12 protein-coding genes and 1 pseudogene are annotated in these 12,389 nt (G+C 69.1%); all 13 read right to left on the bottom strand.

The window, feature by feature from the left end; all coding sequences use genetic code 11:
* Positions 1 to 191: 191 nt before the first annotated feature.
* The 13 genes and pseudogenes from groL to A5758_RS11430 all read right to left on the bottom strand — a co-directional run bounded on the left by groL (position 192) and on the right by A5758_RS11430 (position 12,280).
* Positions 192 to 1,814: a chaperonin GroEL gene (gene groL / locus A5758_RS11490; protein WP_067739894.1), complete on the bottom strand. Its 1,623-nt coding sequence runs from the start codon at positions 1,812 to 1,814 to the stop codon at positions 192 to 194.
* 191 nt (positions 1,815 to 2,005) lie between these two features.
* A complete protein-coding gene (gene groES, locus A5758_RS11485; RefSeq protein ID WP_007167930.1) occupies positions 2,006 to 2,308 on the bottom strand; it encodes a co-chaperone GroES in 303 nt (100 codons plus the stop codon).
* A gap of 200 nt (positions 2,309 to 2,508) precedes the next feature.
* A complete protein-coding gene (tsaD, locus tag A5758_RS11480) occupies positions 2,509 to 3,543 on the bottom strand; it encodes a tRNA (adenosine(37)-N6)-threonylcarbamoyltransferase complex transferase subunit TsaD (RefSeq protein ID WP_067739892.1) in 1,035 nt (344 codons plus the stop codon).
* A complete protein-coding gene (gene rimI, locus A5758_RS11475) occupies positions 3,540 to 4,007 on the bottom strand; it encodes a ribosomal protein S18-alanine N-acetyltransferase (RefSeq protein ID WP_067739890.1) in 468 nt (155 codons plus the stop codon). The genes tsaD and rimI overlap by 4 nt, the downstream gene beginning before the upstream one ends.
* The gene (gene tsaB / locus A5758_RS11470) at positions 4,004 to 4,627 is read right to left on the bottom strand and encodes a tRNA (adenosine(37)-N6)-threonylcarbamoyltransferase complex dimerization subunit type 1 TsaB (RefSeq protein WP_067739888.1); all 624 of its coding nucleotides are present in this window, start codon (positions 4,625 to 4,627) and stop codon (positions 4,004 to 4,006) included. Before tsaB ends, rimI begins: the two co-directional genes overlap by 4 nt.
* Positions 4,624 to 5,082, bottom strand: a complete 459-nt coding sequence (tsaE, locus tag A5758_RS11465; protein WP_067739886.1) for a tRNA (adenosine(37)-N6)-threonylcarbamoyltransferase complex ATPase subunit type 1 TsaE — start codon at positions 5,080 to 5,082, stop codon at positions 4,624 to 4,626. Before tsaE ends, tsaB begins: the two co-directional genes overlap by 4 nt.
* Positions 5,075 to 6,127, bottom strand: coding sequence for an alpha/beta fold hydrolase (locus A5758_RS11460; RefSeq protein ID WP_197503880.1), 1,053 nt, complete (start codon positions 6,125 to 6,127; stop codon positions 5,075 to 5,077). Before A5758_RS11460 ends, tsaE begins: the two co-directional genes overlap by 8 nt.
* Positions 6,128 to 6,176: 49 nt before the next feature.
* On the bottom strand, positions 6,177 to 7,343 hold the full coding sequence (alr, locus tag A5758_RS11455) for an alanine racemase (protein WP_197503878.1): 1,167 nt from the start codon (positions 7,341 to 7,343) through the stop codon (positions 6,177 to 6,179).
* A 131-nt stretch (positions 7,344 to 7,474) separates the two neighbouring features.
* A pseudogene (locus A5758_RS11450) lies at positions 7,475 to 7,704 on the bottom strand (molybdopterin-dependent oxidoreductase); the annotation flags it as partial.
* A 32-nt stretch (positions 7,705 to 7,736) separates the two neighbouring features.
* Entirely contained in the window at positions 7,737 to 9,119 is a 1,383-nt protein-coding gene (locus A5758_RS11445) for a glutamate decarboxylase (RefSeq protein ID WP_067201324.1), read from the bottom strand.
* Positions 9,120 to 9,142: 23 nt separating this feature from the next.
* Positions 9,143 to 10,567: a bifunctional ADP-dependent NAD(P)H-hydrate dehydratase/NAD(P)H-hydrate epimerase gene (locus tag A5758_RS11440; RefSeq protein ID WP_067740023.1), complete on the bottom strand. Its 1,425-nt coding sequence runs from the start codon at positions 10,565 to 10,567 to the stop codon at positions 9,143 to 9,145.
* Positions 10,568 to 10,600: 33 nt separating this feature from the next.
* Positions 10,601 to 11,278: a rhomboid-like protein gene (locus tag A5758_RS11435; RefSeq protein WP_067201321.1), complete on the bottom strand. Its 678-nt coding sequence runs from the start codon at positions 11,276 to 11,278 to the stop codon at positions 10,601 to 10,603.
* Positions 11,279 to 11,428: 150 nt separating this feature from the next.
* Positions 11,429 to 12,280: a DUF4436 domain-containing protein gene (locus A5758_RS11430; RefSeq protein WP_067739878.1), complete on the bottom strand. Its 852-nt coding sequence runs from the start codon at positions 12,278 to 12,280 to the stop codon at positions 11,429 to 11,431.
* Positions 12,281 to 12,389 lie beyond the last annotated feature (109 nt).

Below are 12,389 nucleotides of genomic sequence, written 5' to 3'. Positions count from 1 at the left end.
ATTCGTGACAACCAGTGCACAAGCACTCGCTACCGATCCCAACAAACGGAATCCGAGGAATCAACACCCATCAAGAAGTGGAGCAACCACCCCTCGAAGTCACGCCGCGCGTCGCGGATGAAACCGACGCAACCGCCCGTACGAGAACACCCCCGGCCCATGTGAACCGGGGGTGTTCTCGTCGTGACTACTTAGTGCGCGTGGCCGTGATGGCCGTGGCCGGCGTGGGCGTCCTCGTCGGCGGGCTTATCCACGATGGCCGTCTCCGTGGTCAGCACCATCCGCGCTACCGACGCCGCGTTGAGCACCGCCGACCGGGTCACCTTGACGGGGTCGATCACGCCGTCGGCGATCAAGTCACCGTAGGTGAGCTTGTCGGCGTTGAGCCCGTGCCCGGGCGGCAACTCGCTGACCCTGTGCACCGCGACCGCGCCGTCCAGGCCGGCGTTGGTGGCGATCCAGTACAGCGGTGCCGCGAGCGCCTCGGCGAACACGTCGACCCCCGCAGCCTGATCGCCGGACAGCGACCCGCGCAACTCCTTCAGCGCGTTGCGGGCACCGATGAGCGCCGAGCCACCGCCCGCGACGATGCCCTCCTCGACGGCGGCCTTGGCGGCCGCGACGGCGTCCTCGACGCTTTCCTTGCGTTCCTTGAGCGCGGTCTCGGTGGCGGCGCCCACCTTGAGCACGGCCACGCCGCCGGCCAGCTTGGCCAGCCGCTCCTGCAACTTTTCGCGGTCCCAATCGGAATCGCTCTTCTCGATCTCGGCGCGCAGCTGCTTGATCCGGTCGGCAACCGCATCCTTCGAGCCGCCCCCGTCGACGATGACGGTGTCGTCCTTGCTGACCACCACGCGGCGGGCCGAGCCCAGCACATCGGTGCCGACCTCCCGCAGCAGGAGGCCGGCGTCGGGGTTGATCACCTGGCCGCCGGTAACCACCGCCAGGTCCTCGAGGAACGCCTTGCGCCGGTCGCCGAAAAAGGGCGCCTTCACCGCAACCGCCCTGAGCGTCTTGCGAATCGAGTTGACCACCAGCGTCGCCAGGGCCTCACCCTCGACGTCCTCGGCGATGATCAGCAGCGGCTTCCCCGACTCGGCCACCTTCTCCAGCATGGGCAGCAGGTCGGGCAGCGAGCTGATCTTCTCCTGGTGCAGCAGGATCACCGGGTCGTCCAGCACGGCTTCCTGCGAATCGAAATCGGTGACGAAATACGCGGACAGGAAACCCTTGTCGAAACCGACGCCCTCGGTGAACTCCAGCTCGGTGCTCAGCGTCGAGGATTCTTCGACGCTGACCACGCCGTCGGTGCCGACCTTGGTCATCGCCTCGCCGACCAGCTCGCCGAGGTGCTGGTCGCGCGACGAAACCGTCGCCACCTGAGCGATAGCGTCCTTGCCGGACACCGGGGTGGCCGCCGCGAGCAGCGCCTCGGACGCCGCGTCGGCCGCCTTGGAAATTCCCACGCCGAGCTCAATGGGGTTGGCGCCGGCCGCAACCAGGCGCAGCCCGCCCTTGATCAGCGCCTGCGCCAGCACGGTCGCCGTCGTGGTGCCGTCACCCGCCACGTCGTTGGTCTTGGTGGCCACCGACTTCACCAGTTGCGCACCCAGGTTCTCGAACGGGTCTTCCAGGTCGATCTCGCGCGCGACGGTGACGCCGTCGTTGGTGACCGTGGGCCCGCCAAATGCCTTGGCCAGCACCACATGCCGACCGCGCGGCCCCAGCGTCACCCGGACCGCGTCGGCCAGCGCGTTGACGCCCGCCTCGATTGCGCGGCGCGCGGTCTCGTCGTACTCAATAACCTTGCTCATCAGGCTCCTTGTTTGAATGGTGGCGACCCGCTTCGCCCGGCTTCGCCGCGCTTGCGATCGCCACTTGCTTGATGGTGGCGACCCGCTTCGCCCGGCTCGCCGGGCTTGCGATCGCCACTACCCGCTAACGCATGCCGCCCCGGAAATCACCCGCGGCCATGCGCGGGGATCGCCGGGGCGGAACACGGTGCTTACTTCGATACGACGGCCAGCACGTCACGCGCCGACAGGATCAGGTACTCCTCGCCGTTGTACTTGATCTCGGTGCCGCCGTACTTGCTGTAGATGACGGTGTCACCTTCCGAGACGTCGAGCGGGATTCGCTTCTCGCCGTCCTCGTCCCAGCGGCCGGGACCGACGGCGACGACGGTGCCTTCCTGCGGCTTCTCCTTGGCGGTGTCAGGAATGACCAGACCGGACGCGGTCGTGGTCTCGGCCTCGTTGGCCTGCACGAGAATCTTGTCCTCGAGTGGCTTGATGTTCACCTTCGCCACGATTGGAGCCCTCCACTAGTTAGATCGGGTCCGGGGCGGGTGCCCCGGAATTATCAAGGGATTCGGCAGTCGTCCGAGCCCGAGCGCCGTCGTCGCGGGTGCCGACACAGGGTTTGGCCGATTGCCACCTAGCACTCTATACACGAGAGTGCTAGCACTCAAGGGCGCCCCGGTGCGTCCGCGATGTTCGCTACGGGCGATCAGCTCACCTGGGCTTTTACCACCGGGAGCCCGGGGTCGGTGGGCGCGTCCAGCGGTGACTGCGGCGCCCCGGCGGCCACCAGGTGCGCGGCGAAGGAAGCGATCATCGCCCCGTTGTCGGTGCAGAGCCGGGGTTTGGGGACCCGCAGCGTCAGCCCGGCCGACGCGCACCGCTGCTCCGCCAGCTCCCGCAGCCGCGAATTGGCGGCCACTCCCCCGGCGATCAGCAGCGTCGAGACGCCGAGTCCGGTCGCCGCGCGCACCGCCTTCATGGTCAAAACGTCGGCGACGGCCTCCTGAAAGCCGGCGGCGACATCGGCGTTCACCGCGTCCGGGTGGCTCTCCAGATAGCGCGCCACGGCCGTTTTCAGGCCGGAGAAGCTGAAGGCGTACGGGTCATCGGCGCGGCCGGTCATGCCACGCGGGAAGGCGGGGATGTCTGCGGCCTCCCGGCCGCAGGTGCGGGCCAGGTCGTCGAGCACCTTGCCGCCGGGATAACCCAGCCCCAGCAGCCGCGCCACCTTGTCGTAGGCCTCGCCGGCGGCGTCGTCGACGGTGCTGCCCAGCTCGACGATCGGTTCGCCCAGGGAGCGCACATGCAAGAGGTGGGTGTGGCCGCCCGACACCAGCAGCGCCACGCACTCGGGGAGCGGCCCGTGTTCGTAGACGTCGGCGGCCAGGTGCCCGCCAAGGTGGTTGACGGCGTAGAACGGTACCCCCCACGCGGCCGAATACGCCTTGGCCGCAGCCACTCCCACCAGCAGGGCGCCGGCCAGACCCGGGCCGATCGTGGCCGCGACGATGTCGGGCTTCTGCAGCCCCGCCGTCGTCAGCGCGCGGCGCATCGTGGGGCCGAGCGCCTCCAGGTGCGCCCGCGACGCGATCTCGGGGACCACGCCGCCGAAGCGGACGTGTTCGTCGACGCTGGATGCCACCTCGTCCGCCAACAGCGTCACGGTGCCGTCGCCGTCCAGCCGCGCGATACCGACTCCCGTTTCGTCGCAAGAGGTTTCGATGGCCAAGATGGTCGTCATCGTGCTGACCGCCGCATGGTGTAGGCGTCGGCGCCGCTTGCGCGGTAGTAGCGCCGGCGCAGGCCGATCTGCTCGAATCCCACGCTGCGGTACAGCGCGATGGCCGCCTCGTTGTCGGTGCGCACCTCCAGGAAGACGACGCCGCCGTCGGCGAAGATCAGCAGCTCGTCGAGCAACCGGCGGCCGATCCCCTGGCCCTGGTAGGCGGTGTCCACGCCGATGGTGTGGACCTCGTACTCGAACGGCGGGGTGCGGCCCAGCCGCGAGATCCCGGCATAGCCGACGAGCGTGCCGCCAGCCCGAGCGCCGACGTAATGGTTGTGCGGGCTGGCCAATTCCCGGTTGAACGCCGCCGCGGGCCAGGGGTCGTCGCCGTCGAACAGCTGACGTTCGAGTTCGGCGCAGCGCGCCGCGTCGGCGGGGACCAAGGCGCCGAGCGTCACGGGCTCGCCCAGGGCGGTCATCCGCGCGCCGCCATCGGTTTGGCGTCGGGGCGGCGCAGATACAGCGCCACCAAGGGCAACGGGCGCTGCGACCAGTCGGGCACCGCGGCGACGAGCCCGGCCGCTGTGGGATAGATCGGCCCGCGGTGGGGCAGGTCGAACAGCGCGGCATGCTCCTTGGAGCCGGCCACCGCCTGTGCTGCGCCCGGGTCGACTTCGGCGGGGGCGTTGACGCCCGGCCCCTCCATCCGAAACCCGTCCCGGTAACGGGCCCAATAGATTTCGCGCCGGCGCGCGTCGGTCACCACCAACGTCTCACCGGTGGTGCGCACACCGATTGCGTCCAGGCTGCACACCCCGCGCACCGGGATGCCCAGCGCATGCCCGTAGGCGGCCGCGGTGGCCATCCCGGCCCGCAGGCCGGTGAACGGGCCGGGCCCACAGCCCACCACGACGGCATCGAGGTCGCCCATCGTCAGCCCGGCGTCGGCGAGGGCGTCCAGCACGTTCGGGGTGAGCCGTTCGGCGTGCGCACGGGCGTCGACGGTGACCCGCTCGGCCAGCACGGTCAGATCGTCGCGGCGCACGATCCCGGCGGTGACCGCCGGGGTGGAGGTGTCGAGGGCGAGCAGGAGGCTCATGAACGCACCCACTGCCACGACGCGATCCGCACGTCGGATCCGCTGAGACGTTCCAGACGAATGTCGAGGTGCCGCTCGGCGAGGCGTTCGACGAGGCCCTCGCCCCACTCCACGACCACCACCGCGCCATCGAGATCCGAGTCGAGGTCCAGCGAGTCGAGCTCGCCCAGCAGGTCGGCGCCGTTCTGGTCCAAAAGCCGGTACATGTCGACGTGGATCATCGCCGGTGATCCGGGCCGCCGCGGCGGGTGCACCCGCGCCAGCACGTACGACGGTGACGTGACCGGGCCGTCGACATCCATGGCCGCGGCAATGCCCTTGGCCAGCACGGTCTTTCCCGCGCCGAGCGGACCGGTGAGCACCACCACGTCGCCCGCACGGAGCCCCTCACCTAGCCGCGAGCCCAGTGCGATGGTGTCCTCGACGCGCGGCAGCGTGGCAGTCCCCTCATCCACGGCGCCGCAGCCGTTCGCGCATCCACCGGGCCGCCAGCGCGGTGCGGCCCGGGGTGGCCCGCTTGACCAGCCGCACCAGCCCGTCGTTGATCGCCTCGGGCTTGTCCAGCAGCGCAAGGTGACTGGCCCCGCGAACGATGACCAACTCGGACTGCGGCAGCGAGGCCGCCATCTTGCGGGAGTACTCGTCGGGGGTCAGCAGGTCGTGGTCGCCGCAGGCGATGAGGGTGGGGATGCGCAGCAGGGTCCACAGCCCGGCGGTCTCGTCGTGGTGTTCCAAGGCATCAAGGAACTCCACCATGGTCGGGATCGGGGTGCCGTTCATCATTCGCTGCGAGAAGGCGTCCAGGCTCCGGCTGACGTGCAAGTCACTGAAGGAGGCCGCCCGCAGGACCGGGCCGATCAGCGAGCGCGACACGTTGCGTCCGCGGTGCATCAACTTCGGCGCGGACCGCGCGGTGAACCGGAACGCTTCCAGCGCCGGGTTTTTCAGGATTTCGCCCAGCGGCGACTCGGCAACGCCTTCCGCCGCGGAGGAAATCAACGCGGCTCCGACGATCCGGCGCCCGTACTGGCCGGGGAATTGGCGAGCATGCGACAACACCGTCATGCCGCCCATGGAGTGGCCGACCAGCACCACCATCCCGCGCGGCGCGACCACCTGAAGCACACTCTGAAGGTCCTGACCGAGCTGAGTCAGCGTGTAGGTTTCGGGTGCCGCCTCGCCGGATTGCCCGTGCCCGCGCTGATCGTAGAAGACCATCCGGACGCCCGGGCCCACCTGCTCGGGCAGCCGCGTCCGCTGAAAATGAAAGGCGCCCATCCGCAGACAGAACCCGTGAACGAACACCATGGTCAGCGGGGCGTCCGCCGGACCGGCTTCCCGGATCGCCAACGACACGCCGTCGGGAGTGGTCACCACGGAGCGGCGATCGTCGTCGATCCTGTCGAAATCCTCGTCGGCGTAGGGATCTTCGGTGCCGTGGCTGCGCTGGATCATCGAACGGCGGGCCGAGGCTCCGACGATGGTGGCGAGGGCAGTCACCCCCGCCCCTCCCGCAAGCCAAGCCCCCCTCTGGCGCCTGCGGGCTCTTTCAGGGCTCAATGGTTTGCGCCTCGCGATAGGTTCTGGTGATGCGCCCGCGGGGGCTGGTCACCACTTCGTAGTGGATGGTGCCGAGCAGGTCGGCCCAGTCCTGCGCGGTGGGTTCCCCGCTGCTGCCGGGCCCGAACAGGATCGCCTCATCGCCCTCGGCCACGTCGGTCCGGCCGGGCCCCAGGTCGACGACGAACTGGTCCATGCAGATCCGCCCGACCCCCGGCCGCCGCTTGCCGTTGATCAGCACGTCCAATCGTCCTCCCAGCGACCGGAAGACGCCGTCGGCGTAGCCGATCGGCAGCAGGGCCAAATTCGTGTCGCGCTCCGCGGTCCAGGTGTGCCCATACGACACGCTCTCGCCCGCGCGAATCGACTTGACCAGCGCCACAGGGCATTTCACCGTCATCGCCGGCACCAGCCCCATGTCCCCGAGCTCGGGCACGGGGCTCAGGCCGTACACCGCCACGCCGGGCCGCACCAGGTCGAAGGCCAGATCGGGACGCGACATGGTGGCCGACGAGTTCGCCAGGTGCGCGACCTCGAACCGCACCCCCTGGTCGCTCGCCTGCGTCAGCATGTCGCTAAAGCGTTGAGCCTGAAGGTCATTGATGGGGTTGGCCGGTTGATCGGCGAACACCATGTGCGACATCATCCCGCGCAGTCGGACGGCTTCCTCAGCGACGGCCCGCCGCAACGCGGCCAGCATCGAGGGGTATCGGGCGGGGTGAACACCGTTGCGGTTCAGCCCGGTGTCGACCTTCAGCGTGACGGTCGCGGTCCGGCCCGTCCGGCGCGCCGCGTCCAGCAGCTCGTCCAGCTGACGCTCCGAAGAAACGGCAATCTCCACGTCGGCCAGCAGCGCGGGCCCGAAGTCGATGCCGGGCGGGTGCAACCAGGCCAGCACCGGCGCGGTGATCCCGTCGGCGCGCAGGGCAAGCGCTTCGGCGACGGTGGCGACGCCCAGCTCGGTCGCCCCGCCGGCCAACGCCGCCCGCGCGGACGGGGTGGCCCCGTGGCCGTAGCCGTCGGCCTTGACGACGGCCATCACCTGCGCGCGGCCGGCGTGCTCGCACAACAATCGCACGTTGTGCTCGATGGCGCGCAGGTCCACCACGGCCTCCGCGAGGAGGCCGGGTGTCAGCGATATCGGCGTAACAGCCACGACCGCCATTGTCCCAGAACCGGTCGGGCAAACCGACCGTTGAGCCGCGAAGCTCACATTCCCCCAGGCCGTCACGTCAGTCCCTGTGGTGACCGACACACCATTTGCCCACCTTCGAGCGACAAATCCGCTCAGATCGTCTGGTGCCGGCCGAAGTACTTGTGGTCTTCGCAATAGCCGCCGTAACCGCTGCCGACCTCGGAGTAGCTGGCCAGAAACTCGATGCCATTGATCCACTTCACTTGCTTGAATCCGTGGTGGAGCTCGTTGCGCAGCCGCAGCGGGGCGCCGTGACCGTAGTTCAGCGGCTCGTCGTTCATCGTGTGGCCAGCATGCTCAGGTAGTGGCCCATCTGCTCGATGGGGTTCCCGGCGGTCGGGCCGCGAAACCGGCCTAGTGGGCGAAGTGCTGCGCGTCGTAGTGGCCGCCGGGCTTGAGCTTGTCCAGCGAGGTCAGCGCCGAGACGGCATCGTCGTGCAGCGCGCGGGCCAGGTCGGCCGAGAGCCCTTCTCGCACCACGATGCGCAGCACCGAGACGTTGGTGGCGTTGTCGGGCATGGTGTACGCGGGCACCTGCCAGCCGTAGGTGCGCAGCTCGTGCGAGACGTCGAACTCGGTGTAGCCGCGGTCCCCGGAGAGCCGGAAGGCGACCACCGGGATCGCCGAACCGTCCGAGACGAGCTCGCAGTGGTCGCTGACCCGCAGCTGCTCGCCCAGCCACCGCGCCGTCCCGGACAGCGTCTGCATCACCTTGGTGTAGCCGTCGCGGCCCAGCCGCAGGAAGTTGTAGTACTGGCCGACCACCTGGTTTCCGGGGCGGGAGAAGTTCAGCGTGAAGGTCGGCATGTCGCCGCCGAGGTAGTTGACCCGGAACACCAGCTCGTCGGGCAGGTACTCCTTGCTGCGCCACACCACGAAGCCGACACCCGGGTACGTCAGCCCGTACTTGTGGCCGCTGACGTTGATCGACACCACCCGGGGCAGCCGGAAGTCCCACTTCAGTTCGGGGTGCAGGAAGGGCACCACGAACCCGCCGCTGGCGGCGTCGACGTGGACAGGGACGTCCACCCCGCCGCCGGCCGCGAGCTTGTCCAGTGCGCCGCAGATGTCGGCGACCGGTTCCAGTTCACCGGTGTAGGTGGTGCCCAGTATCGCGACCACGCCGATGGTGTCCTCGTCGACGGCGTCGACGACCTGTTCCGGGGTGATGACGTAGCGGCCCTCTTCCATCGGAAGATAGCGGGGCTCGACGTCGAAGTAGCGGCAGAACTTCTCCCAGACCACCTGGACGTTGGAGCCCATCACCAGGTTCGGCCGGCGGCTTTCCCAGCCTTTACCGACCTTCTGGCGCCACCGCCACTTCATGGCCAGCCCGCCCAGCATGACGGCCTCGCTGGAGCCGATCGTGGACACCCCGCACGCGCTGTGGGGGTCGGCGTCGTTCAGGCCTTCGGCGTGGAACAGGTCGGCCACCATGGAGACGCAGCGCTGCTCGATGGCCGCGGTCGCCGGGTACTCGTCTTTGTCGATCATGTTCTTGTCGAACGTCTCGGCCATCAGCCGGCCCGCCTCCGGGTCCATCCACGTGGTGACGAACGTGGCCAGGTTCAGCCGCGAACTGCCGTCGAGCATCAGCTCGTCGTGGATGAAGCGGTAGGCGGCCTCGGGGTCCATCGATTCGTCGGGCAGCCGCAGGGCGGGTACCGGCGCGGTGAACAGGCGGCCGGTGTAGGCGGGGGCGATGGCGTGGGCGGGCAGGGACGGGTGTTGGGGCACGGCGGGATCCTCTCGATAGGGCGCTATATGGCGGCCAGGGCGGCCCTGATGTGCGGCACGATGCGCGACGCCGATGTCGGCGCCTCACCGGGGCCCGGGTCGGCGGCCGACAGCGCCGCGGCCCGCGCGTGGACGAAAGCGGCCGCCGCGGCGGCCTCGACCGCCGGCAGTCCCGCCGCGAGCAGCGCGCCGATCATCCCGGACAGCACGTCCCCGGAACCGGCGGTGGCCGCCCAGGATTGCCCGGCCGGGTTGAGGAAGACCGGACCGCCCGGTTCGGCGATGACGGTGACGTTCCCCTTGAGCAGCACGGTGGCCCCGAAGGTGTCGGCTAGCTTTTGGCACGCGCCAACCCGGTCGTCCCCCGGGGGGCTACCCGCCAAGCGGGCGAATTCACCGGCGTGCGGGGTCAGCACGGTCGGCGCGCTCCGGTTGGCGACCAGCTCGGGGTGGGCCGCCAGGATGGTCAGCCCGTCGGCGTCCACGATCACCGGCAAGTCGGTTTCCAGCGCGAACCACAACGCGGTGGCCCCGGTGTCGTCGGTGCCCAATCCTGGCCCAACGACCCAAGATTGGACCTTGCCGGCCGATGCGGGGGTGGGCGACGCGATCACCTCGGGCCAGTGCGCGAGCACCTCCCGGTGGGCGCTGCCGGCGTAGCGGACCATGCCGGACGTCGCCGCGACGGCGGCGCCGGTGCACAGCACGGCCGCACCCGGATATGTCGACGAGCCAGCCATCACACCGGTCACGCCCTGGGTGTACTTGTCGTCGTGCGGCCCAGGCACCGGCCAGCGGGCGGCCACGTCCGAGGCCTCGAAACCCAGCATGTCGGTCCGCGGCAAATCGAGCCCGATGTCGATCAGCTTCACCCGGCCGCAATCGGCGAGCGCGTGCACGGGCTTGAGCCCGCCGAAGGTGACCGTCAGCGCTGCGTGCACCGCCGGGCCGGTGATCGCCCCGGTCGCCACATCGATGCCGCTGGGGATGTCGACGGCGACCACCGGCGCGTCGCTTGTCTTTTTCAACGCGGCGAAAACCTCGGCCGCGGCCGGGCGCAGCGGCCCGGATCCGGAGATGCCCACCACCCCATCGATGACGAGATCGGTTGTCGGCGAAGCACTTTCGACGATGCGCCCACCGGCCTTCACGAACGCCGCCAGCCCCTTGCGGTGGGTGCGCTCCGGGTTGAGCAGCACCGCGTCGGCGGCCGCGCCGCGCCGGCGCACGTAGGTGGCGGCCCACAGCGCGTCACCGCCGTTGTCGCCCGAGCCGACGACCGCGCACACCCGGCGCCCGGCCACCCCGCCGGTGCGGGCCCGCAATTCGGCGAGGATCTCGACGGCCAGCCCGAAGGCCGCGCGCCGCATCAAGGCTCCGTCGGGCAGGCTAGCCAGCAGCGGCGCCTCGGCCTGGCGGATCGCGTCTACGGAGTAGTAGTGCCGCACGAGTGCCACATTACGGGTCAGCGGCCGCGTGGCTCAGGCCGATGCCTCGGGCGACCGGTTCCGTCGCCCCATGGCCCGCAGGCGCGCCGGGTTCAGCTGCCGGGGGTCCATGTGCCGCGTCATCGGGTAGAAGCAGAGCCCGACGAGGATCGAGGTGAAGTGCCCGATCGCGGTGAAGTTCAGCTCAATCCGGTCCATCGCGATCAACGGGAAGCCGAAGATGATGAACAGGACACCCAGGTAACCCCAGCGCCACGGGCGAGCGATGTGATAAGCCAGCACGGCCATCACCCCGACCAGGAAGTAGCTCACGCCGATGTCGCGGGCGTGCACCAGCCGTTCCGACGCATCGTGTTCCTCGATCGCGAAGTAGAGCAGCCCCTCACTGAAATATGTGGACAGGATGTGGGCGCTCAATCCCACTGTGAGCCAGCGCAACTGGCCCAGCCAGTGTTCGGCCGGGGCCAGGAACAACGAGAACAGGATCAGGTACGGGGCCAGGTTGTCGCCGTCGATCCACAGCAGGCTGGAGAACAGCACATCGAGCGGGTCCCGCGCCAACCCGTGGATGTTGGTGGAATGGTGCATCAGCATCGAGTGCAGTTGCCGCTGGGGCAGCCAGTGCCGGACGAGCGTCGTGATCAGCAGGACGAGCAGCCACCCGTACGTCAGCGGCGCGTGGCTGACGTAGTGCCAGACCGCGAGCCCCATCTTGCGCAGTCGGGACCGCACCGGTGCATTCGTCACTTCATTACCTTCGCACGAGGCCCGTCGCGCTGGGGCGCCTAAGCTGCGGACGCGCCGGGCCGTCGGCCATCTGGCGACCGCGGGGCCGCGAAAAGCATTGCCGCAACCGGGTTGTCACGGGCTTGACGGCGCCGGGACCGGATTCGCCGGCACGGGAACCTCCGGTCGCAGATGCCGCCACCAGCACATGATGTAGAGCAGCATGGAGACCACCAGGACGACGAGCACCCACAGCACCAGCGTGATGTCGATCCAGCCCCCGAAGGGTGGCGAACCCGGAAGCGCGTTGCGCAGCGGTACCATCGCAAAGAGCATCGCCGCGTACCACGTCGTCATCGGCGGCTGGAACTTGCGGCGGTCGCGCACCGTCTGAACGGCGACGAACAGGCCCAGGCCGGCGATGGCGACAAGGACGCAGAGGATGACGATTCCGAACGCTGCCGCGCTGAGTGAGCGGTGCACGCTCACCTGGTAGGGGCCGGACCCGTCGGCGGTAACCTGCCAACCGGAGAGGTGGTTGACGAAGGTCACCGGCACCCGTTCGGGCACATTGCCGGGGCCGTGCATGAGCTCGATCTCTACCGGCCCCGAGCCGTAGTGGTCGAAGGGCCAATTCTCGATCTCCCCTGCGATGGTGAGCGGAACGGGGAAGACACCGGGCAGCATGCCCTTGCTCCACGAGCGGCGGACGGGCGTCGCCACTGATCGCACTCGGAGGCTGAGGTCTTCGTTGAGGTGCCCGGTCTGCGGATCCAACAGAGCCGATCCGGGCGAGATGGATAGGTTGGCCATCAGCACGCTGTAGTTGGACTGGATGTCTTCGATGACCAGCGTGGCCGTGCTCCGGTCACCGCCGGCCGCGGTTTCCTGGTGGTAGCGGTGACCGCCGCTGTTGGCATACAGCGCAACCGAGCCGACATACGCCGCGATGATGCCCACGATCAGCGCGATGATCCCGTATCTCACGACGCCCCCTACCCGAACCGGCCATCGAGGCCATCTAACGGTTGAATCGCTTGCCCACGGGCAATGTAATTGAACGGCTGGCGGAAACGCCTTGAAACGGAAGGAATTC

It is taken from the genome of Mycobacterium sp. 852014-50255_SCH5639931, from assembly GCF_001665605.1.
Lineage (GTDB): Bacteria > Actinomycetota > Actinomycetes > Mycobacteriales > Mycobacteriaceae > Mycobacterium > Mycobacterium paraffinicum.
This window is presented reverse-complemented; position numbering and strand designations above follow the sequence as displayed.